We start from the raw sequence: 21,973 nt of genomic DNA on the forward strand, positions 1-21,973 counted from the left end.
ATGCCTTCGACCAGCGCCACCATTATTGCGGATACGCCTGCCAAAACTGTCACTGCCAGCAGGCAGCGCCCTGTCATACCGCGTTTCTTGTTGGGCTTGATACTGCCCTTCGCCTTGATCCTGCTGGCAGAGGTCAGTGTCAGTCGTGGCTGGATCGCCGCCAATCATTTGCCTGCTCCCAGCGAGATTTTCAACACTATCGTTTACCTTGCACAGCAAGGCTTGCTGGCCCACATAGGCATTAGTAGCGCCAGGGTCGCGGCAGGTTTTATCGCAGGGGCCACTCTGGCTATTGTGACTGGTTCGCTGGTGGGTCTGAGTACCCGCTTGGAAGCAATACTGGATCCCAGCTTCCAGGCTTTGCGGGCGATACCTTCACTGGCATGGGTGCCTTTGCTACTGCTGTGGCTGGGCATAGATGAAGCACCCAAGCTGGTACTGATTGCGATTGGTGCTTTCTTCCCGGTATATATGGGTGTGGTGTCGGGCATACGCGGAGTAGATCGGCGTCTCATCGAGGTGGGCAAGCTGTACCACTTATCGACCACCGCCATGATCAGGCGCATACTCTTGCCCGCGGCCTTGCCTGCCATTATCACGGGCTTGCGCAATGGTCTCAGTCTTGCCTGGATGTTCATGGTGGCGGCAGAACTGATTGCTGCCAGCCAGGGCCTGGGTTATCTGCTGACTGACGGTCGAGAAACCAGCCGTGCCGATATCGTGCTGGCGGCGATAGCCATACTCGCGGTCTTGGGCAAAAGCAGCGACTGGCTCATGCAAAAACTGGAAACGCATTTTCTGGCCTGGCGGGATACTTACCAACACGGCAAAAGGACTTGAGATGAGCAGCTTTTCGTCCCCCTTTTTACAAATCGAAGTCGCCAGGAAATCCTATAGCACACGTCAGATACTCAAGAACCTGCAACTCAGCGTGCAACAGGGTGAAATCCTCAGCCTGATCGGTGCAAGTGGTTGCGGCAAGAGTACCCTGCTATCCATCATTGCCGGGCTGGATGGCAATTTTGAAGGACAAATCAGCCTGGATGGCCGCAAGCTGCAGGGTGTCAGCAGCGACATCGGTTTTATCTTCCAGGAGCCGCGTTTATTCCCCTGGCTGACGGTGGCTGAGAATATTGCTTTCGACAGCGATGACGCCAGTCGCGACCAGCCTAAAGTTGCCAGGCTATTGGCTGAAGTCGGTATGCATGGCTATGAGCATGCCCTGCCCAAGCAATTATCCGGTGGCCAGGCACAACGTGTGGCAATTGCCCGTGGCTTATTCTCCAGCCCTAAAATTCTGTTACTGGATGAACCTTTTTCTGCTGTGGATGCGTTCACCCGCATGAAGATGCAGGATTTGCTGATCAATATCGCCAGCGAGCATGGCTTGACCATCATCCTGGTCAGCCATGATATTGATGAAGCCCTGTACCTGAGTGACCGTGTCGTACTCATGGAACAACAGACGGTTCAGCATACCGCGAGCATAAGACAAGAATTTGCCGTATTGCAGGAAAGACCACGCAAGCGGACGCATGTAGCTTTGTCAGCGATGAAAATTACTATACTAGAAAGCTTGCACGAAGCACATGCTTTTTAAGTCGATTTAAGTGCACTCACCTCAGTTTTTGTAGCTTTGTAAAATAAAAAGTGCATAATTTTGCAATCCTGCCCGCCTATTGGTAGGATTAGTCCTTTTCATGCCTGCCACAATTGGTATATGAATATAATGCTGGCATAGGAGAATGCAATTATTCCTTCTGTGCAAGTATTTGGGCAATAAGCAGATTTACCACTATTTTTATTGGATGCCATGCAAAACAGCCTGACGCGCAAGCCCATTGAGATCAAGATTTCTACTGTTGTTGCTGTTGCAATTTTGCTGCATGACTCCGCTTTTCCTGTGCTCGAAGCAGCATTGAAGGAAATGACCGCGGGTTCGCCTGATTTTTTTGATGATGAATTTGCCGTCATTGATGTGGAAGCGATTACTGAACAGACGCTGGACTGGAATGCACTGATCCCGCTGTTCAAGTCGCATGGGCTGAACCCGGTTGCCGTGCGCCATGCGCGTGAAGAAGACCATGCCACCATACGCTCTCATGGCCTGAGCATAGATGTGGTCAGCAAACCCAGGGCAGAGCCGGAACTTAAGCTTGAAGCCCCGGTTGAAGCGCCAGTTGAACAGCAGCCAGCCCCAGCACCTGTAGAGGTGGTAGCTGCCCCGGCGCCCGTTGCAGTTGAACCACAAGTCATCATCCGCAATATGCCTGCCATGGTCATTGATACGCCTGTACGCGCTGGCCAGCGCATTTATGCACGCGGGGCTGATCTGATCATCACCGCTTCAGTCAATAACGGGGCTGAAGTGATTGCCGATGGCAGCATCCATATTTATGCGCCTTTGCGTGGCCGCGCCCTGGCTGGCGCAACTGGAAATACCGAAGCCAGGATTTTTGCCCTGACCATGGAACCTGAACTGGTCTCCATTGCCGGGATTTACCGTACATTTGAAAATGGCTTCCCGCCGTTACTACCCCACCATCCGGTTCAAGTTAAACTGCTTGGTGACAGTATTGAAGTATCATCAGTGAAATCAGCAGGCTGACGCCCCCCAATTTTCAGTATCTTCGGATAGATAAAAGGAGTTATTTGTGGCAAGAATCATCGTTGTGACATCCGGTAAGGGCGGCGTAGGCAAGACGACTTCCAGTGCCAGTTTTTCTTCAGGCCTGGCCATGCGCGGCCATAAAACAGCCGTGCTGGACTTTGACGTGGGCCTGCGCAACCTTGACCTCATCATGGGCTGTGAACGCCGCGTCGTGTATGATCTGGTGAATGTCATCAGCGGTGAAGCGACCCTGAACCAGGCCCTGATCAAGGATAAGCACTGCGATAACCTGTTCATTTTGCCCGCCTCACAAACCCGCGACAAAGATGCCCTGACGGAAGAAGGCGTGGAACGGGTATTGAACGACCTGATCAAGATGGATTTTGAATTCATCGTCTGCGATTCGCCTGCCGGTATCGAGCGTGGTGCAGTTATGGCGCTGACTTTTGCCGACGAAGCCATCGTCGTGACCAACCCTGAAGTCTCATCCGTCAGGGATTCTGACCGCATTCTGGGTATCATCCAGGCCAAGTCCAAGCGTGCCCAGGCGGGCGGTGAACCGGTCAAAGAACATCTGCTGATCACCCGTTATTCACCAAAACGGGTGGAGGCTGGTGAGATGTTGTCTTATACCGATGTACAGGAAATCTTGCGCATACCGCTGATTGGTGTTATTCCTGAATCCGAAGCGGTACTTCATGCATCTAATCAAGGTAACCCTGCCATTCATATGAAGGGCAGTGATGTGTCGGATGCCTATGAAGACGTGGTTTCCCGCTTTTTGGGGGCAGAAGTGCCCTTGCGTTTCATCAATTACGAAAAACCGGGGCTGCTGCAACGCATTTTCGGAGGCAAATAATATGGCTCTGCTTTCATTTTTATTTAATACCAAACCAAAAACCGCCAATGTGGCGAAGGAACGTCTGCAAATTATCATCGCCCGTGAGCGTACTGGCCGCGATGGCTATGATTTTTTGCCAGCATTACGTGAAGAACTGATCGCCGTGATTTCAAAATACACCAAGGTCAATCCGGAAGATATCAAAGTATCATTGGATAAACAGGGTAATCTGGAAGTGCTGGACGTGAATGTGGTTTTGCCGGAACTGGAATTACGCAGTTAAGTCATAAAGACACTGACTGGTTTTACACATACAGGCAGTACGGCGAGGAATTTACTAAAAAACAACAAAATCAGCAATTGACGCCTTCTATTGGCGGAAGTTTGTAACAAGAAGTAATTTGTGTTTTATTCACATTTTTTCACAATTACTTATTTTTTCACTTGCTTTCGATATAATGGAAGATATTCCACTTTATTTGCCGAACATCAACGGTAACATCCCATGAGAATCGCTGTACTTGACGACGACAATAACTTGCTCGAATTGGTCTGCACCATATTGAATGCAGCCGGTCATACGACTCACCCTTTCCTGAGCGGGAAAGAGATGCTGCATCAATTGCGCAGGGAGAGTTACGACATGCTGATACTGGACTGGCAAGTGCCAGACCTGAGCGGCACTGAAATCTTGCACTGGGTGCGCGAAAAACTTTCGCCCACGCTGCCGGTTCTGTTCATGACCAGCCGTTCTGGTGAAGACGATATCGTCGCTGGCCTGGCTGCCGGTGCCGATGATTACATGATCAAACCGATACGCCGCAGTGAGATGGTGGCCAGGGTGCAGGCCCTGTTACGCCGCGCCTACCCTACCCAGGCAGCGTCTGAACACTTGCAATTTGGCATCTACAAATTTGAGACCCGCGCTGGCCGCGTCAGTGTCAATGATGTGCCTGTAGAAATGACACAGAAAGAATTCGACCTGGCCCTGCTGTTGTTCCGCAACCTTGGCCGCCCCCTGTCCCGCGCCTACATACTCGAAGCAGTATGGTCACGCGATGTGGATATCCCTTCGCGTACCATGGATACGCATATTTCCAGAGTGCGCAGCAAACTGGAATTGCGTCCTGAAAATGGCTACAGGCTGGCACCAGTCTATAGTTATGGTTATCGCCTCGAACAAATGACACCAGAATAAATACCCCCGGGGCAGCCAAGGCTGCCCCGCTTAGTTTTCCCCATCAAGGAGTCCCGCATGAGACCATGCGCCCCCACGCTCTTGCAAAAGACCCCCTATTGCATGTTACTGAGCCTGGCAATTGCTGCCCCTCTCGGCGCTTTTGCCGCTCCGGCCCCCGCGGCTACAGGTACACCCGGCAGTTTTATCAATACCCCGCCTGACATGACTTATTTCGCCCTCCAGGGTGATACTTTGACATCGATCGCTAAACACTACACTGACAAAACCACCAACTGGCCAATACTGGGCAAGCGTAACAAGATAGGTAACGACAGGGCGATACCCATAGGCACGGCGATACTGATACCGCTGGAACTGTTGCCAGAAGAACCAAGCGAAGCCAAGGTCATTGCCATGACTGGCAACCCGGCCTATAAAGCTGCCGATGGCACGGTTGGCACGCTGGCCCTGGGCAGCGTATTGAAAGAAGGCGCGCAGATCAGCACTGACAAAAATGGTTTCCTGACCATGGCCTTGCCGGATGAATCACGTATCTCGATTCCATCGAACAGCAATGTCAGCCTGTCAAAATTGCGCAAGACCAAATATACGGCCAGCCCGCGTACTGAGGTCACCTTGCTGCAGGGCAAGGTAGAGTCACGCGTTTCTTCGCTGGTCAACAACAAGGGGCGTTTTGAAGTGCGCACCAACCTCGCTGTGGCGGGGGTACGCGGCACCAACTTCCGCGTTGGTGTTAATGAAGATGGCATAGCCAATGAAGTGCTGGAGGGTGGTGTAGCAGTCAACAATACTACCGCCAAAAAGACGGATGAACTGGTGCTGACTGCTGGCAAGGGTAATATCATTTCTGCTACGGGTGTCGGCAAGCCTGTTGAACTGCTGCCACCACCGAAGATGAATGACAGCTATCTGCTGCAAGAACGTCCTACCCTGCAATTCCAGGTAGAGACCAATCCTGCAGCCACGGGCTATCGCGTGCAAATCGCCCAGGACAAGGACATCATCAATGTGTTGGCAGAAAACCGCTACAAAGACAACCGCTTCAAGTTTGATGGCTTTGCCGATGGCAATTACTTTGTACGCATCACTGCCATCGACAAACTGGGGCTGGAAGGCCTGCCGCTGGTCAAAGCAGTGACCCTGAAAGCCCGTCCGGAACCACCTTTCACCGTACAGCCCAAAAACAAGACAAGGGCTGAACGTCTGGATTTTGCCTGGACAGAAGCCAGCAATGCCGTGGCTTATCACTTGCAAGTCGCCAAAGATGCAGAATTCAAAAACCTGCTCATCGACAAACCGGGTTTGAAAGAAGTCCAGTTCAGCGCTGATCGCCCTGCCGAAGCTGAGTATTTCTGGCATGTCGCCACGATAGTGCAAAAAGATGGCAAGCCAGATCATGGCCCTTACAGCGATGCACAAAAATTCGTGGTCTTGCCAGTCACCAGCCTGGCACCGCCGGATGAAGGCAATGGCAATCAATTGTCATTTAGCTGGGCTTCTGAACCGGGACAGAAATTCCTGATACAGATCAGCACTGATGCTGATTTCAAGAAACTGTTCCTGAGCAAGGAACTCGACAAGGCTGAGCTGAAGATCAACCGGCCAGATGCAGGTGTTTACTTCATCCGTGTGCGCTCGACTGACCCGGATGGCTATGTCAGTCCCTTCTCATCGACCCAGAAAATCACGCTGCAACAGCGCTGGACAAGTGGGGACGGCTCGTCCATACAGAGTGGCAGCGGCCCTATCGGCACCAATTATTGATACAATCACAGCATAAAAAAGGACAGGCAAATTTAGCAGCACCCTATGAAAAACAGCCACTTACAGGTAGAACGTATTGCATTACGCGAGTGGCTGGTTCTCAGTATCCTCATCCTCTGCGTCACCGCTGGCCTGCTCTACTACAAGACCCTGGAGCGAACTGACCTGGTCTTGTATGACAGGCTGATGCAACTCAATTCCCACCCGGCGCGGGATGACATCATTATCGTTGGCATAGACAGCCACAGCCTTAGCGAACTTGGCAAATGGCCGTGGCCGCGCCTGCGCCATGCTGAACTCATCAAGCAAATCAGCGCAGCCCAGCCCTTAGCTATCGGCATGGACTTTGTCTTTACTGAAGCTGAAGAGCGCAATGAGCAGGCACAAAATGGTGACCAGCAACTGGCGGAGGCACTGGTGCGCAGCAATAACGTGGTCTTGCCGCTGATCTCGGAAAATGCGGGCAAGGGCCTGACCACAGTACGCCCCATACCCTTGCTCGCAAGTGCTGCACGTCAACTGGCGCATATCAACCTGGAACTCGACAAAGATGGCGTGGTGCGCAGTGTTTTCCTGCGCGAGGGCATGAATGGCGAATGGTGGCCACATTTTGCACTGGCGCTGGCCGACATCGGTAGCCAGGTGACCCCGGGTACCGAAACAAATTTGCCAGGTGAACGCCTGCCTGCCAGCTTGCGCAATGCAGCACCTGAGCCCGGTACCTGGCAACGCGACTATCTGATCCATATTCCTTTCGCTGGCAGCAGCGGGCACTTCCGCTCTGTGCCGTATGTCAGTGTTTTGCGAGGCGAAGTGCCTGCTGATTTTTTCAAGAACAAGTATGTGCTGGTCGGCCCTACGGCCAGTGCCATGGCTGATTCCTTTCCTACGCCGGTATCTGGTAACGAGGGCATGATTTCCGGCGTAGAGATCAATGCCAATATCCTCGCTGCGCTGCTGGACCAGCGCAGCATACATGCGGCACCCAAGCTGTATTTATACCTGCTGAATCTGCTGGCCGTGGCGCTGGCGCTGATGGCTTACCAGATGCTGTCACCACGCAAGGCCCTGATGGCAACTGCGATAGTGGCGGTCGTCACCATGTTCGGTAGCTGGGCCATGCTCAGGTTTGCGGGTTATTGGGCAGCCCCCACTGCTGCCCTGTTTGCGCTCATCCTCGCCTACCCTCTGTGGAGCTGGCGCAGGCTGGAAGCAGCAATACGCTTTCTGGCAGAAGAGTTCCGGGTGCTCGACCAGGAACCCCATCTCTTGCCAGAGTTTATCGATGAAGACGATGAAGAACCCGCGCGTGCCCTGACCGATACTCTGGAACAAAGCATCAATGCCATGCGTGAAGCGGTCGATCGCGTACGTGACCTGCGCCAGTTCGTCAGTGACAGCCTGGCCAGCCTGCCAGATGCGACCATGGTCACCACTACCGATGGCAATGTCTTGCTGACCAACCAGCCTGCGCTTGATTATTTTGCCGGGATAGGCATGCCCAAGGTCAATGATGCGCTGGTTCCCTATCTGTTCGCCAAGATGTCGCCACCAAGCAATGCCGATACCGGTTCCGATGCCAGTTTTAGCTGGTGGGATTTGCTCGACATCAAACACACCAAAACCATGTCGCAGGGCATAGAAGTCAGAGACCCGCAGGGCAAGGATTTGCTGATCAAGAGCGCCCCGAGTTACAACGGTGAAAAACAGCTGGTGGGCTGGATAGTCAGCCTCATCGATATCACCAGTGTGCGTGCCGCCGAACGCAGCCGGGATGAAACCCTGCATTTCATTTCCCACGACATGCGTGCACCACAGGCATCAATACTGGCACTGCTGGAATTACAAAAAGACAGCAGCACCGCCCTGCCAGCGGATGAATTCATGGCGCGCATAGAAAGGGCATCGCGCTCCACTTTGGGCCTGGCTGATAATTTTGTACAACTGGCGCAGGCAGAGTCGCAAAATTATCGCTACGAAGAAGCTGATTTCCAGGACATCTTGCTGGTAGCGACAGAAGAAATGTGGTCGCTGGCCCGCAGCAAGAATATCCGCATACAAACAAAAATCCAGGATGAAGAATTCCCGGTTCTGGTCGATAACTCGCTGATGACCAGGGTGCTGACAAATCTGTTGTCAAATGCCATCAAGTACAGCCCCAAGAACACTATCATCACCTGTTCACTGGTACGTGAACAGCGGCTGGCTGACTCTGTCATCGTCTGTTCTATCACTGACCAGGGCTACGGCATTACCCATGCGGACCAGGCCAGACTGTTCCAGCGCTTCCAGCGTTTCAAGACCAGTGACCAGCCTAAAAATGACGGCATAGGTCTGGGCATGGTCTTCGTCAAAGCCGTACTGGACAGACATCAGGCGACCATAGACTTCACCAGCGTACCGAATGAGGGAACAACCTTCAATGTACGCATTCCAGCCGACCTGGAATAAATTCAGGCATTAAGCACGGGCAACAAAGCAGATGTTGGCGCATTGCATGTTGCAAAAAAGGCATAATTCCTGACTTATAAGGCGCACTTGATATGCATCAAATGCCCACGTTCAGGAAAATGCTGGTGCAAAGCGTTATAATGGAGCCTTACATCCTCCCCCAGCTTAATTGAGCTTAATTGCAATGCAACTGTCTGCTGTTGGCCTCAACCACACGACCGCGCCGCTGTCCCTGCGCGAAAAGGTCGCCTTCTCGCCTGAGCAAATATCTCAGGCGGTGGTGGCTGCGCGTGCCTGGTTTGGTCGCGATGACAATGTGGCAAGGCATGGCAACGAGGCAGCAATCTTATCTACTTGCAACCGTACCGAACTGTACGCGGCCTGCAGTGGTGCCAATGCGATTGATTCTACCGCGCATTTTCTGGCGGATTTTCATAAGCTGTCTTACACAGATTTGCGCCCGCATTTGTATACCCTGCCGCAAGACAATGCGGTAAGGCATGCCTTTCGCGTGGCCTCTGGCCTGGATTCCATGGTCATCGGTGAGCCGCAAATCCTGGGGCAAATGAAAGATGCCGTGCGCCAGGCAGAAGCAGCCGGTGGCCTGGGTACTTATCTGCACCAGATGTTCCAGCGCAGCTTTGCTGTCGCGAAGGAAGTACGCACTACCACAGAGATAGGCGCACACAGTGTCTCGATGGCGGCGGCTGCCGTCAGATTATCACAACGTATTTTTGACAAGATCGCTGACCAGCATGTCCTGTTCATCGGTGCGGGTGAAATGATAGAGCTCTGCGCCACCCATTTTGCCGCACAAAACCCCAAGTCGCTCACCATTGCCAACCGCACGCTGGAACGTGGCGAAGCACTGGCGCACCGCTTCAGCGGCAAGGCCATACGCCTGGCAGACTTGCCGCAGCAACTGGCGCAATTCGATATCATCGTTTCCTGCACGGCCTCCTCCCTGCCCATCATAGGCCTGGGTCTGATAGAACGTGTCGTCAAGGCGCGCAAGCACCGCCCCATCTTCATGGTCGATCTGGCGGTACCGCGCGATATAGAACCTGAAGTCGCCAAGCTCGATGACGTGTTTTTATACACTGTCGATGATCTTGGCACTGTCGTGCAAACCGGGCTGGAAAGTCGCCAGGCTGCGGTGGCGCAGGCAGAAGCCATTATAGAAACCCGCGTGCAATCCTTCATGCACTGGGTTGATGGACGTGCTGTTGTACCGGTGATACAGGACTTGCATGAAAGCAGCGAGCAATTGCGTCTGATAGAACTCGAACGTGCACGCAAGATGCTGGCCCGTGGCGATGATATAGACGCGGTCCTCGAAGCCTTGTCCAAGGGCATCACCGCCAAGTTCCTGCATGGCCCGCAACAAGCCTTGCATCAAGCCAGCGGCGATGAACGCGCCCGCCTGGCAACGCTGTTACCTCAATTATTCCGCACCAAGCGTTAGCGATACGCTACGCTGCTGGCCTGTACGCGTAAGCGCTTACGGGCACTTTCTTCTGGGTCAGCCTGACCCGCCCCATTATTAGCGTCATTAGCTATAGTCAAAGAATATATTATGAAACCATCAATGCTACACAAGCTGGACCAGCTTGCCGAACGCCTGGACGAAGTTGGCCACCTGCTCATGCAGGAAGGTGCCACCAATGACATGGATGCTTATCGCAAACTGAATCGCGAGCATGCCGAACTCGACCCGCTGGTCGCCCTGTACAACAACTACAAGCAAGCCCAGGCCGATATCGCCGAAGCCGAACTCATGCTCAGCGACCCGGACATGAAGGCCTTTGCCCAGGACGAAATCGAAGCCGCCAAAAACACCATGCAGACGCTGGAAAGTGATTTGCAAAAAATGCTGCTACCCAAAGACCCGAATGATGACCGCAACATCCTCATGGAGATACGTGCAGGTACTGGTGGTGATGAAGCTGCCCTGTTCGCTGGCGACTTGCTACGCATGTATATGCGCTTTGCCGAGCGTAATCGCTGGCAGACAGAGATCATGTCGGAATCGCCATCCGAACTGGGCGGCTATAAAGAAGTCATCGTGCGCCTGGCTGGTCAGGGTGTATATTCCAAACTCAAATTTGAATCTGGCGGCCACCGCGTACAGCGCGTACCGGCAACAGAAACCCAGGGCCGCATCCATACCTCGGCTTGTACTGTTGCTGTCATGCCCGAGGCCGATGAACTGGCAGACGTGGTCATCAACAATGCCGACCTGCGCATAGACACCTTCCGCGCCAGTGGTGCTGGTGGTCAGCATATCAACAAGACTGACTCCGCCGTGCGCCTGACGCATATCCCTACCGGCATCGTCGTCGAATGCCAGGATGGCCGCAGCCAGCATCAAAACAAGGCACAAGCCATGCGCGTGCTTGCAACCCGCATCATGGACGGCCAGTTGCGTGAGAAACAGGCCAAGGAAGCCGCCACCCGCAAGAGCCTGATCGGTTCCGGCGACCGCAGTGAGCGCATACGCACCTACAATTATCCACAAGGCCGCATGACCGATCACCGCATCAACCTGACCCTGTACAAGCTGGATTTCATCATGGATGGTGAACTGACAGAGTTGACGACTGCACTGGTAGCAGAACATCAGGCCGAACTGCTGGCTGAGCTCGGTGATGATTAATAAGAATGCCGGCAGAAAAGCCGACAGAAATGCCCACAAAAATGCAAACAGAGATGGCTAATAGATATGACAAATAAGCATATCCATAAGACAAAACCAGCTTTCGCGTAAAATCAACAGTATTTGATTGCGCAATTGCATGAAACTGTCGGATACTCGCTGCCACTATCCTGCGATACAGAACTAAAACGCTAGGATTGCGTCCAATAACAATTCTTTCATCGCGTGCACCATGAATCTGTCGAAAAAACTTTTGCTGTCGATTGCCCTTACCTGCATAGGCTTGCTGGCGGCTGCCATGTATTTGCAAATCGTGGAAAAAATGCTGCCTTGCCCATATTGCGTATTCCAGCGCTACGCCTTTGCCCTGATCGCGGTTTTCTGTCTCATTGCGGTGGCTACCGATGGCATCATGCACCGCATCACCACCGGCCTGGCACTGTTGTCTGGCTTGATTGGTCTGGGTGCCGCTGGCAAGCATTTCTGGATACTTGAGCACCCTGCCCTGTCCTGCGGCATTGATCCGCTGGAAACTGGCTTGAATAGTTTTTTCCTGGCGCAATGGTGGCCAGCCATGTTCAGGGCTGACGGCCTGTGCGAAACACCTTATCCACCTACCCTGGGCTTGTCACTGCCAGCATGGGCAGGCATATTTTTTATATTATTTAGCCTGACGCTGTTGGTACTGCTGATACGTAATCAAAAAACCAAGCGCGGCATGTTTGGCCCCTCACGCTGATGCTGGACTGGCTACAGCCCGGCATCACCCTGGCTGCCTGTGAAAACAGCAGCCCGCTCGAACGGATAGACACCCGCCTGCTGCTCATGCACGGGCTGGGCCTGACGCGCATACAACTGATCACCCAGTCTGAACTTGTACTCGTTGCTGAACAACTCGCCATCGTGCAAGAGTTATTTAGCCGTCGCATAAAAGGCGAACCCATCGCCTACATACTGCAGGAGCGAGAATTCTTTGGTTTGAATTTTCACGTCACACCTGCCGTACTCATCCCACGCCCCGATACAGAATTGCTGGTGGAACTGGCACTGCAATATGCGCCAGCCAATTCCAGGCTGCTGGACATGGGCACTGGCTCTGGTGCCATTGCCGTGGCAATTGCCCACCAAAGACCAGACTTGCAAGTCACAGCCCTGGATGTCAGCCCCGCTGCATTAGCAGTCGCCCAGGAAAATGCCAGGCGACATCTGCCCGCAAATATAGTGGAATTTTTTTGCAGCAATTGGTACGCAGCACTGGTAGATAAAAAATTCCAGACCATCGTCAGCAACCCGCCTTACATCATAGAAAATGATGCCCATTTACAACAAGGTGATTTACGCTTTGAACCGCTTGATGCGCTGACGGATCATGCTGATGGCTTATCAGCCTATCGCCACATCATAGGCGAGGCACATTTGCACTTGCTGGCAGATGGCTGGATCTTGCTGGAACATGGTTACGATCAGGCAGAATCAGTGCGGGGCTTATTGATAAAAGCCCGATTTACCGAAGTACAAAGCTGGAGGGACCTGGCAGGAATAGAGCGGGTATCAGGCGGAAAACTACTGGCACTGACATCAAAACAGACATAAAAAATGGCGCAGACTGCGCCATTTTTTATCAGGAAGGGGAAACTTAGTTCCTGGATGGGAAGATACCTTCCATCGCGATGATGTAGTTCAAACCCAGATAAGGTTGCATGTTGGAGATAGTAGCGCTAGATACAACAGGCACTGTCAATGGCGTGCCTGCCCCAGTATTACCTGAATTAACGGCTGCAGTACCCGTCAATGTTGTCACCACGCTCTTTGTGTTCAGAGGTACCAAATTTGTTGCATCGCCAGTTGTTGGCAAATAGACTGCACCGGCAGTACCACCTGTGCCAGTGTTGCAAAGTGCCGCATTTGCAGATGGAGCTGTTCCGCCTGATGCAGGTGACGCTGGTCCGCTACTTGTCGCATTCAGCACGGATGTCGCGCCAAAACTAGTACCACTTATCGAAACAGTATGATTGTGCTGAGGCAAATTGGTTGTGTTCAAGGAGATCGTGGCTGTGCCATTAGAGATCACTGTCGCATTATTGTTGCCCCCTTTTTCACCCTGTACAACATTGGCCAAACCTGGGCCTTGTGCTTGTGAGCCAACGACTACACGACCACGCAAATCAGGGATGCCAAATGTATTTTGGCCGTCGCCACCATACATGGTGCCCAACAAGGCAAACATGGCTGAATTCTGTTGAATAGGCACTGTTTGCCCATTGCAGAACAGCCAGCCACGAGGAGGATAGTTAAAGCCAACGGCCAATACGGTACCCATAAATGCATCCATTGCATACTCCAATTCAAGTTATCGTTTAAATAGGGATTGTGCTGTCTAGTCTCTTCTGTATCCACCCCTTCACCAGAGAGTTGAATTCAGGGCTTTCATCAATGGCTTTAATATGCAAACAAACAAGCAATTTCAAAAAAAGCAAACCAATTCTACAACCCTTATGCAAAAAATACACTGCAAATTTTTCATCGCTGCATCAGTTAACAAATTTTAACTTTCGCACGCAATTGCTCTAGTTGACTATACTTTTGCTCGCAGAGGTCTGCAAAATCTGAACCTGGCTTTACTGGTAAGAGACCGCTGGGTTGAGGATCGCCGGTAAAACTGATGTGCCGGTGTTTTGAATGCAAGCTTGATCGCTGTTTCAGTTTCTCGACTAATTGCTCATCGCAATCAAGTTGAAAAAGGCTCAGCAAATCTGACCAAACCACCTCAGGTAATTGCTGATAATTCAACAGGAGCAAATCTTCAGCCTCAGCATGTTCCAGCCCTGCGCAATACATGCTGTGCAGCATACTAGCAGCATAGGCATCAAAATCTGCGGCAGGAAAGCCAGATACACCGGGTTTGAGCCGGGACGTATCGAGCAAGCCAGGTATCATCTGCGGGCCACGTTGACGCTGGTGCGAAGCAAGCACAGCCTGCGGTTCACGGTATAAAAAAATGATAGGGATGGCAGGATAGGCCTTGCGCACAAAGGGTAGCCAGGGCAAATGCCAGCTATCAAATTTGATAAAAAAATGAGTCTCTTCGTCACGCCGTCTTTGTCCCAGAGCGGCGATCAAGGCCTGGAAAACAGGTATCGCATTTTCTGCTTCAGGTTGGTGGTGGCAATAGCGAAAAAATGCATCAATGACAGGTGGCTCCGACATCACGATGCACTGTGGCAGCGATGCCAGCATCTGCGTCAGCAAGGTAGAACCGCAGCGTGACACATGGAAAATAAAAGCCGTGGGTGCCACCTGCGGCATGCATGCAAGTTGCTCAGGCAAGCATTCTATCGGTGTGTGGCAAACTTGCCTTTGCTCGCGGCTTTGCTGGTTCAGTGTGTCGAGAAAAAACGACTCCAGAAACCGCGCTTGTCCCAAATTACGCCAGCACACATTTCCCGTCACAGCATCAATTGCTACCGGGTACCAGCCCAGCATCGAAGGCAAATCACCTTCATTGATCTGCTGGCCGCGCAACAAAGCTCTTTCTTCGGCCACAAAACCGGCTTTAATACCTATGCGATTAATTTGCATACTCAACCCGCTGATGCCTGTCCGAGCCGGATTGCTTCAAGCCGGCTGGCAATTTGGAGACCCGCACTTTGCCCCGTGGCACGCAGCATGGCGATCACTTCCTGTACATTGCCGTCATGAATGGCCGGGTCATCATATTTTGGTTTTGGTCTGGCAATCCAGCCAGCCTCCAGAAACACTTGCTCCAGCCAGTCGTTACTGACGCAATCGAGCATCAAATGCACCCGTGCCTGGCTGCCCGGATTCACCACGCCATGCAGGCAAGCGGCGTTCAGATACCAGGTATCACCAGCAGAAAAATGCACTTCTTCACCATCGATGGTGAACAGCACGTCGGGTGTCGTGGTGATAGGTACATGCAGACGGGTAATCCCATCCTCCAGCGAAGTACCATCGTCCCTGTGCTCTTTGATAATACCGCCAGCCTCCAGCGACATCAGGCGCACAGATGTTTTGTCACATTGAAACGTATCAACCACTTCCCGTAAATAAGGGCAACTTCGCATGAGTACCGTATCCTGAAAATTGCCTTCATTCACAGGCATGATGTGATCAATACGGCCATCCACCGCGCGCAAGGGCAGGCAGGTCCAGTTGTTGACGTAGGCATTGGTATTGAAATGACTAATCCAATCTGAGGCTTCGAGCTGATGCAGTTCGGCGCGCAAGCGAACTAAATCAAAACTGAAGGGCAACTTCAGATAACGGCTAGGCTGTAGCATCAAACTGCCCTTGTTGTGTGATCTTGTGAGCGAGGGTGGTGGCTGGCAATAAATCGATCAGGGCTTGCTCCTCTGCGGCTGCCTGTGAACGCCAGTGCATTTGTTCAAACAGGGCATCAGCACTTATGGCAACAAATCCCAGTTGTAAATACAGGCCGCGCGCTGCAAAATTGGTTTGTTCAACAGCAAGGCTGACACCCTTTCCCTGGCCTTGTGCATCGGCCTGTATTGCCTGCAAAATAGTCCTGGCGATACCTTGGCGTTGCACTGAAGGAATAATCGCAATATCGATCAGGCGCATATCATCACTGCCTGCATTGAGAATGACGCGCCCTACAGCCTGACCAGCGCGCTCAATCATCCTATGCATGGCATCAGGATAATTCATCCTGACACCCTCCATTTGCACATGCTGTTGCATTTTGATCATTTGCGCGATGAAGGCAGCGTCCATGGGCATTTGTCGCAAGTCTTCACGGCGGCTGGCGTACAGTACATCCAGAAACCCCTGATCGTCTTCATGCACTTCACGCAATGCAAGCGCAGCAGGTAATTTATACACAAGCACTCCCAAGCTGGTTAAAATAACATGCATATTATCCTGCCTATGCTTGTGTTTTCTTGCAAGTGAAACTTTTCACAACTTTGATCATGACCATCAGCCTAGAACAAGTACACCCCCTCATCGGCAACAAATTTCAACTCGAAACCTCGAATGGCATTATTCACCTCGAACTCGTTGAAGCAGAAGAACGTCCACGCCGTGGCGTGCCTGATAATTTTCGCACCCCACTGCTGTTGATATTCGCAGGATCTTCCACACAGCCACTGGCACAAGATAATTATTTTGTTGAACACCCTGCCTTGGGCAGACACGTCTGGACTGTCGCACCTACCCTGGCTGACCATGCCAAGGGGCAATATCAACGCCCGCATGAGGACGGTGGAACCTGCGTTTATTACCAGGTTTTCTTCAATTGATTTCACTGCGGCAAGATTTTTTAAGCTTGTATCTGTGGCATTCAAATTTTTCATCTAAATTGCTTAATTAATTAGCAGATTTTTTGTTACATTTGCACGCAAAAAAAGTTTTCGATGTTAATATTGCAGTTAATTTTTTAACACTTAATCATTTATCTTCTTGATTTATCAAGATAAATTGCAAATCAGAAATATCAGCGATCCAACTGATTGGCGGCGATAATGCAATGGCAGTACCCTTTATTCAGCCCTGGATTTTTGATTTGTTACGTATCGGGTTTCTGCTTAGTCCCGATTTTTTTAGCTTATCGGTGGTGTGCGGATGCCTGGAAGTAATCAAACGGAAAGCAGTGCAGAACCTGCTGCAAACAATGTCAAAACCTGGTGGCTAAGTGGGCTGCCCGGTGCGGGGAAAACAACACTTGCGCAAAACCTAGCCAGGCATCTACGCGAACAATCTATTGCAGTATGCGTGCTTGATGGTGATGAAATAAGGCAGGGTTTGTCAAAGGACCTGGGCTTTAGCCTTACTGACCGTGAAGAGCAAGGCCGCAGGACGGCTGAGATGGCCCGCCTGCTCAACCTGAATGGTATTTCTGCCATCGTCGCTCTGGTTTCTCCCAGCATGCGTGGGCGGGCGCTGGCACGCGGCGTCATAGGCCACGACAAATTTGTAGAAGCCTATATATCGACACCTCTGCACATTTGCCAGCAACGCGATCCCAAGGGCTGGTACGCCAAAGCAAAACAAAACCCGGCTCTGCAACTCACTGGCGTTTCTGCGCCGTACGAGGCACCAATTTCTGCCGAATGCGTGATAGATACCAGTCAAACAGACCTAGCAGATGCAATTGTTCAACTGACTTCATTTTTGCGAAAGTGACTCATGGCAATCATTAAAACCCACTCCCGTCCTGGCGAATCAGACCATAGATTTTTTTGTACTCTTACGTTGAGCTTACGGGCTTACATTAAGTTAATTAATTTTTCAATTATCTAGCCGATAAGCATTTTAATATTAATTGCGTTAATACCATTTTCAGTTAGATACAACTATTTCATGTCACTAACCAAATATCATTTCATTTCAGGCTTACCACGTTCAGGCTCAACCTTATTGGCAGCCATCTTGCGTCAGAATCCGCGCTTCCAGGCGGGGATGAGTAGCGCTGTTGGTGCGCTGGTAAATGCTGTGCTTGCACAAATGAGTGCGGGAAGTGAGGTATCCAGTCTGCTTAACCAGACACAACGAAAAGACATCATGCAGAGTCTGTTCGATGCCTATTACAAAAATGATCTGGACAAAGACGTAATTTTTGACACCAACCGCATGTGGAGCGCCAAGTTGCCTCTGTTGATGGATTTGTTTCCTGGTGCAAAAATGATCGCCTGCGTGCGTAATGTTGGCTGGGTCATGGATAGTATAGAGCGCCAATTTCGTAGTAACCCTTATGAGAACAGCAAACTATTTGGTGGCAATATGTCGCGCAGCACTGTCTATCAACGCTGTGAAGGTCTCGCTCAACATGACCAAATGGTTGGCTATTCGTGGGCAGGATTACGAGAAGCCTTTTACGGGGAACATGCAAAATCTCTGCTGGTGATTGACTACGACTTGCTGGCTCAAGCACCAGAAAAAATCATGCGACTGTTGTACCAGTTCATCGATGAACCTTATTTCCAGCACGATTTTGAAACACTGGAATACGACGCACCAGAGTTTGACTTGCAAATCGGTGCGCCTGGCCTTCACAGGGTAAAACCAAAAGTTGAATTTACTGAAAGACGTACCGTCCTCCCCCCTGATTTATTTGACAAATACTCGAAACTGACGTTCTGGTCTGACCCTAGTGGTAGTGCAGCAAATGTCATTGCTCCCAAGTTAAATGTGAAAGAAAACGAATCATGAACAACTCAATCATCAACAAACAAACTGAATTCGATATCCTGAGCATTAACAATGGTGCTACCGAGCGACCAGAAGTGCCCACATTTGAAGCTGCAGCCCTGGAGATACTGACTGCACCAGCCAATTCCAGCGTCCCTTCAGCGCCACCGGCAGCTGGACGGGTAGAAATTGTCTTCGTCGAAGACAACGTGCGCGACATGGATACGCTGCTCAAAGGCATAGGGAATGGTCGGGAAATACATATTCTGGATTCCAGCAAAGACGGTCTCAAGCAAATGGCTGACATCCTTGCTGGTCGCAAAGATGTAGATGCCTTGCATTTGATTTCTCACGGCAAGGAAGCATCGGTCAATCTGGGGGGGCTAATACTTGATCAGTCCAGTTTGGGAAGCCATGCGGCAGAACTGAAAATCATCGGTGACTCTCTAAGCAAGGACGGCGACATCCTTCTGTATGGTTGCGATATTGGTGCCAATCAGGGAAAAACGTTTATTGACCAGTTGGCTGTCATGACGGGTGCCGATATTGCGGCATCGAATGACTTGACTGGTGGTAAGCCATTTAATGCCAATTGGGATCTTGAGGTCAACAGTGGCAGTATTGAAGCAAGTTCGGTTGGAAATCCACAGTTGGCAGCGCTCTACCACAATGTACTGAATATTGCTTCGGCAACGCTGAATTTTGGTACCGGAGCAAACTTCAATGCCCCAGGGAGCCCAGGCGGTGTTGCAGGTGGTGCTGCAAGTGGAGTGAACGACGTCATTTACCAGGTAAACGGTAATTCAGCCTATTTATTCAAGATTGACGGGACAGTAAAAGATATTTCCAGAGATCCCTCCGGCTACATTACAACCGATTACTACGATGCCGGGACCGAGAGCTCTATTACTTTTTCTTTCCAAACTGGCCAACAGTTTGATGCAACTTCTATTGTATTAATTACCCAGAGCCTGTCTCAGGACTTAGTATTCAAAGGATATAACGCGAGTAATACCCTGGTTGCGACGAACAACAAGTCGATTGCAGGCGCTAACGGCACACAAACGGCTCTCACTTTTAGTGGTATGAATGGCGTTACCAAAATTGTCATGACTGCAACATCGAACGGTAACAAGGTACGTTATGTCAGTTTCGATGACATTGTTCTTGCCAACATACAACCGACTACATCCATAAACAGTGCCGCCTACGATGCAAGTACAGGAGTCCTAACAGTAACAGGTACGAACATGGTCACGAACGATGTGATCGTCGCCAACAAACTGACTCTGACTGGCGAAGGGGGCTCCACTTACACGCTTACAGACACTGCCAATACAACTGCCACCAATGCGACCACATTCTCATTGACTCTGAGTGCGGCAGACAAACTGGCCATTAACGGATTATTGAACAAAAATGGCACTACTGCTGCCGGCGGCACGACTTTCAATATCGCCGGTGCTGCAGGCTGGGATTCAACAGCCAATGCTTCTGCCGATACCACTGGCAATGGTGTGACTGTTTCAAATGTCACCGCACCCACCATTACCTCAGCGACATATGACCTCACCACCCATATCCTGACTGTCACCGGCACCGGCCTGGTTAAAACTATCGGGGGCACCAACGATATCACTGTCAGCGCACTGACGATTACGGGTGAAGGTGGTTCAACGTACACTCTTTCAGCTGCACAAACTGGTAATGTAGAAATAAACAGCGCCACCAGTTTCAGTATCACCGTTGGCGGAACGGATGTGGGCTTTGTTGAAGCCCTATTCAACAAGAACGGCACCAGCTCAACCAGCGGTACGACTTACAATCTTTCTGCCGCAGATGACTGGAACAGCGTCATCACTGCGGGTAATATCCAGGATCTGACGAATGGCATCACAGTATCGAATGTCGCCGTACCAACCATCACTTCAGCTACCTATAATTCCACGACTGGAGCACTGGTCGTCACTGGTACTGGCCTGAAAGCTCTGAACGGTGCTACCAATGACATCGTTGCCAATAAATTCACACTGACTGGTGAGGGCGGTGCCACCTATACCTTGACAGATACTGCAAATGTCGAGATATCTTCCAGCACCAGCTTCACTCTGACTTTAAGCGCTACCGATAAATCCGGCATCAATCAGATCATCAATAAAAATGGTACCAGTTCCACCGGTGGCACAACATACAACGTTGCCGCGGCAGAAGACTGGACAGCAGGTGCTGATGCAGCGGTCGTAGTTGCAGACTTGACTGGCAATGGCGTAACCGCCACGGTGGCGGCACCTGTTGTCACCTCAGCCACTTATGATGCCAGCACTGGAACGCTGGTAGTCACCGGTACCGGATTTACCCATCGTGCAGGCGCGCCTAACGATATTATCGCCAATAAATTCACCCTGACTGGCCAAGGTGGTAGCACCTATGCACTGACTGATACGGCTAACGTCGAGATCACTTCTGACACCAGCTTTACTTTGGTGCTGTCGGCTACCGATAAAGCTGGCTTGCGCACCCTGCTAAATAATAATGGCACGCAATCAGCAGGTGGCACGACTTACAACTTGGCAGCAGCAGATGACTGGGCCAATGGCGCTGATGCTGCGCTCAATATTGCTGATCTTTCAGGCAACGGCATCACGGTGTCGAATGTCGCTTCACCCACGATTACATCGGCTACCTATGATGCGAGCACAGGTATTTTATCGGTTACCGGTACTAATCTGGCTAATGGCGACACCATTGATGTGTCCAAACTTTCCATCACTGGCCAGGCTGGATCATATACGCTGACAACGGCCAACGTCACTGCTACCAGTGCGACTGCCTTCGCGGTGACCCTGAACGCTGCTGACAAGCTCGCGGTAAATGGTGTACTGAACAATAACGGCACATCGGCAGTTGATACAACGACATTTAATCTCGCTGCTGCAGCAGGTTGGGATACAACAGTCGCTACCACTGCGGACCTGACTGGAAATGGCGTGACAGTATCGAATGTCACCGCTCCAACCATTACCTCGGCAACCTACGACGGCACTACTCACGTCTTCACCATTACCGGTACCAATCTGGTCAAGACCATCGGTGCCACGAATGACGTCACGATTTCCAAGTTGACGATCACTGGTGAAGGCGGCGCCACCCGCACGCTGACCACTACAGGCAACGTCGAAGTAACATCCGATACCAGCTTTACGTTTACTTTGGCTGGCGCGGATATCGCGGCCGTGGATGGCCTTCTCAATAAAAACGGCACGTCTTCCGCCAGCAGTT

The 21,973-nt window shown here is 51.3% G+C and carries 20 protein-coding genes; 16 read left to right on the plus strand and 4 right to left on the minus strand.

Annotated features, from left to right (window positions below; all coding sequences use genetic code 11):
- From ACO0LN_RS28520 to prmC, 12 genes are all read left to right on the plus strand, one after another.
- Nucleotides 1-840: an ABC transporter permease gene (locus ACO0LN_RS28520; RefSeq protein ID WP_422979834.1), complete on the plus strand. Its 840-nt coding sequence runs from the start codon at nt 1-3 to the stop codon at nt 838-840.
- A gap of 1 nt (nt 841) precedes the next feature.
- Nucleotides 842-1,600, plus strand: a complete 759-nt coding sequence (locus tag ACO0LN_RS28525) for an ABC transporter ATP-binding protein (protein ID WP_422979836.1) — start codon at nt 842-844, stop codon at nt 1,598-1,600.
- 213 nt (nt 1,601-1,813) lie between these two features.
- Nucleotides 1,814-2,608, plus strand: coding sequence for a septum site-determining protein MinC (minC, locus tag ACO0LN_RS28530; RefSeq protein ID WP_422979838.1), 795 nt, complete (start codon nt 1,814-1,816; stop codon nt 2,606-2,608).
- Nucleotides 2,609-2,654: 46 nt separating this feature from the next.
- Nucleotides 2,655-3,470, plus strand: coding sequence for a septum site-determining protein MinD (minD, locus tag ACO0LN_RS28535; RefSeq protein ID WP_162060871.1), 816 nt, complete (start codon nt 2,655-2,657; stop codon nt 3,468-3,470).
- Between the two features lies 1 nt (nt 3,471).
- On the plus strand, nt 3,472-3,735 hold the full coding sequence (minE, locus tag ACO0LN_RS28540; RefSeq protein WP_162043427.1) for a cell division topological specificity factor MinE: 264 nt from the start codon (nt 3,472-3,474) through the stop codon (nt 3,733-3,735).
- A 222-nt stretch (nt 3,736-3,957) separates the two neighbouring features.
- Nucleotides 3,958-4,650: a response regulator transcription factor gene (locus ACO0LN_RS28545; RefSeq protein WP_162043428.1), complete on the plus strand. Its 693-nt coding sequence runs from the start codon at nt 3,958-3,960 to the stop codon at nt 4,648-4,650.
- A 57-nt stretch (nt 4,651-4,707) separates the two neighbouring features.
- Complete coding sequence (locus ACO0LN_RS28550) at nt 4,708-6,417, plus strand: FecR domain-containing protein (RefSeq protein ID WP_422979841.1); 1,710 nt, start codon at nt 4,708-4,710, stop codon at nt 6,415-6,417.
- A 45-nt stretch (nt 6,418-6,462) separates the two neighbouring features.
- Nucleotides 6,463-8,868, plus strand: coding sequence for a CHASE2 domain-containing protein (locus tag ACO0LN_RS28555; protein ID WP_422979843.1), 2,406 nt, complete (start codon nt 6,463-6,465; stop codon nt 8,866-8,868).
- 184 nt (nt 8,869-9,052) lie between these two features.
- On the plus strand, nt 9,053-10,333 hold the full coding sequence (gene hemA / locus ACO0LN_RS28560; protein WP_422979845.1) for a glutamyl-tRNA reductase: 1,281 nt from the start codon (nt 9,053-9,055) through the stop codon (nt 10,331-10,333).
- Nucleotides 10,334-10,444: 111 nt separating this feature from the next.
- On the plus strand, nt 10,445-11,524 hold the full coding sequence (prfA, locus tag ACO0LN_RS28565; protein WP_422979847.1) for a peptide chain release factor 1: 1,080 nt from the start codon (nt 10,445-10,447) through the stop codon (nt 11,522-11,524).
- A 232-nt stretch (nt 11,525-11,756) separates the two neighbouring features.
- The gene (locus ACO0LN_RS28570) at nt 11,757-12,263 is read left to right on the plus strand and encodes a disulfide bond formation protein B (RefSeq protein WP_422979849.1); all 507 of its coding nucleotides are present in this window, start codon (nt 11,757-11,759) and stop codon (nt 12,261-12,263) included.
- Nucleotides 12,263-13,117 carry a peptide chain release factor N(5)-glutamine methyltransferase gene (prmC, locus tag ACO0LN_RS28575; RefSeq protein ID WP_422979850.1) on the plus strand — a complete coding sequence of 285 codons (855 nt, stop codon included), beginning with the start codon at nt 12,263-12,265 and terminating at the stop codon, nt 13,115-13,117. The genes ACO0LN_RS28570 and prmC overlap by 1 nt, the downstream gene beginning before the upstream one ends.
- A 43-nt stretch (nt 13,118-13,160) precedes the next feature.
- Here the strand turns inward: prmC and ACO0LN_RS28580 are convergent, their stop codons facing one another.
- The 4 genes from ACO0LN_RS28580 to ACO0LN_RS28595 all read right to left on the minus strand — a co-directional run bounded on the left by ACO0LN_RS28580 (nt 13,161) and on the right by ACO0LN_RS28595 (nt 16,387).
- The gene (locus ACO0LN_RS28580) at nt 13,161-13,856 is read right to left on the minus strand and encodes a phage tail protein (protein WP_422979852.1); all 696 of its coding nucleotides are present in this window, start codon (nt 13,854-13,856) and stop codon (nt 13,161-13,163) included.
- Between the two features lie 203 nt (nt 13,857-14,059).
- A complete protein-coding gene (locus ACO0LN_RS28585) occupies nt 14,060-15,103 on the minus strand; it encodes a sulfotransferase (RefSeq protein WP_422979854.1) in 1,044 nt (347 codons plus the stop codon).
- 2 nt (nt 15,104-15,105) lie between these two features.
- Complete coding sequence (locus ACO0LN_RS28590) at nt 15,106-15,825, minus strand: aspartyl/asparaginyl beta-hydroxylase domain-containing protein (protein WP_422979856.1); 720 nt, start codon at nt 15,823-15,825, stop codon at nt 15,106-15,108.
- A complete protein-coding gene (locus ACO0LN_RS28595; protein WP_422979858.1) occupies nt 15,812-16,387 on the minus strand; it encodes a GNAT family N-acetyltransferase in 576 nt (191 codons plus the stop codon). Before ACO0LN_RS28595 ends, ACO0LN_RS28590 begins: the two co-directional genes overlap by 14 nt.
- An 89-nt stretch (nt 16,388-16,476) precedes the next feature.
- Here ACO0LN_RS28595 and ACO0LN_RS28600 point away from each other — a divergent pair, with 89 nt between their 5' ends.
- From ACO0LN_RS28600 to ACO0LN_RS28615, 4 genes are all read left to right on the plus strand, one after another.
- Nucleotides 16,477-16,806: a DUF6916 family protein gene (locus ACO0LN_RS28600; protein ID WP_422979861.1), complete on the plus strand. Its 330-nt coding sequence runs from the start codon at nt 16,477-16,479 to the stop codon at nt 16,804-16,806.
- A gap of 322 nt (nt 16,807-17,128) precedes the next feature.
- Nucleotides 17,129-17,689 (plus strand): adenylyl-sulfate kinase, encoded by a 561-nt coding sequence (cysC, locus tag ACO0LN_RS28605; protein WP_422979863.1) that lies wholly within the window; start codon nt 17,129-17,131, stop codon nt 17,687-17,689.
- A gap of 177 nt (nt 17,690-17,866) precedes the next feature.
- Nucleotides 17,867-18,715, plus strand: coding sequence for a sulfotransferase family protein (locus ACO0LN_RS28610; protein ID WP_422979865.1), 849 nt, complete (start codon nt 17,867-17,869; stop codon nt 18,713-18,715).
- A partial coding sequence (locus tag ACO0LN_RS28615) for a DUF4347 domain-containing protein (protein ID WP_422979867.1) occupies nt 18,712-21,973 on the plus strand: 3,262 nt, incomplete at its 3' end. The genes ACO0LN_RS28610 and ACO0LN_RS28615, both read left to right, overlap by 4 nt.

It is taken from the genome of Undibacterium sp. TC9W (assembly GCF_049339865.1).
In the GTDB taxonomy this organism is placed as follows: Bacteria; Pseudomonadota; Gammaproteobacteria; order Burkholderiales; family Burkholderiaceae_D; genus Undibacterium.

Coding starts and splice junctions, on each gene's coding strand:
- ACO0LN_RS28520 (WP_422979834.1), top strand. CDS start 1: ATGCCTTCGACCAGCGCCACCATTATTGCGGATACGCCTGCCAAAACT.
- ACO0LN_RS28525 (WP_422979836.1), top strand. CDS start 842: ATGAGCAGCTTTTCGTCCCCCTTTTTACAAATCGAAGTCGCCAGGAAA.
- minC (WP_422979838.1), top strand. CDS start 1,814: ATGCAAAACAGCCTGACGCGCAAGCCCATTGAGATCAAGATTTCTACT.
- minE (WP_162043427.1), top strand. CDS start 3,472: ATGGCTCTGCTTTCATTTTTATTTAATACCAAACCAAAAACCGCCAAT.
- ACO0LN_RS28545 (WP_162043428.1), top strand. CDS start 3,958: ATGAGAATCGCTGTACTTGACGACGACAATAACTTGCTCGAATTGGTC.
- ACO0LN_RS28550 (WP_422979841.1), top strand. CDS start 4,708: ATGAGACCATGCGCCCCCACGCTCTTGCAAAAGACCCCCTATTGCATG.
- ACO0LN_RS28555 (WP_422979843.1), top strand. CDS start 6,463: ATGAAAAACAGCCACTTACAGGTAGAACGTATTGCATTACGCGAGTGG.
- hemA (WP_422979845.1), top strand. CDS start 9,053: ATGCAACTGTCTGCTGTTGGCCTCAACCACACGACCGCGCCGCTGTCC.
- prfA (WP_422979847.1), top strand. CDS start 10,445: ATGAAACCATCAATGCTACACAAGCTGGACCAGCTTGCCGAACGCCTG.
- ACO0LN_RS28570 (WP_422979849.1), top strand. CDS start 11,757: ATGAATCTGTCGAAAAAACTTTTGCTGTCGATTGCCCTTACCTGCATA.
- prmC (WP_422979850.1), top strand. CDS start 12,263: ATGCTGGACTGGCTACAGCCCGGCATCACCCTGGCTGCCTGTGAAAAC.
- ACO0LN_RS28580 (WP_422979852.1), bottom strand. CDS start 13,856: ATGGATGCATTTATGGGTACCGTATTGGCCGTTGGCTTTAACTATCCT.
- ACO0LN_RS28585 (WP_422979854.1), bottom strand. CDS start 15,103: ATGCAAATTAATCGCATAGGTATTAAAGCCGGTTTTGTGGCCGAAGAA.
- ACO0LN_RS28590 (WP_422979856.1), bottom strand. CDS start 15,825: ATGCTACAGCCTAGCCGTTATCTGAAGTTGCCCTTCAGTTTTGATTTA.
- ACO0LN_RS28600 (WP_422979861.1), top strand. CDS start 16,477: ATGACCATCAGCCTAGAACAAGTACACCCCCTCATCGGCAACAAATTT.
- cysC (WP_422979863.1), top strand. CDS start 17,129: ATGCCTGGAAGTAATCAAACGGAAAGCAGTGCAGAACCTGCTGCAAAC.
- ACO0LN_RS28610 (WP_422979865.1), top strand. CDS start 17,867: ATGTCACTAACCAAATATCATTTCATTTCAGGCTTACCACGTTCAGGC.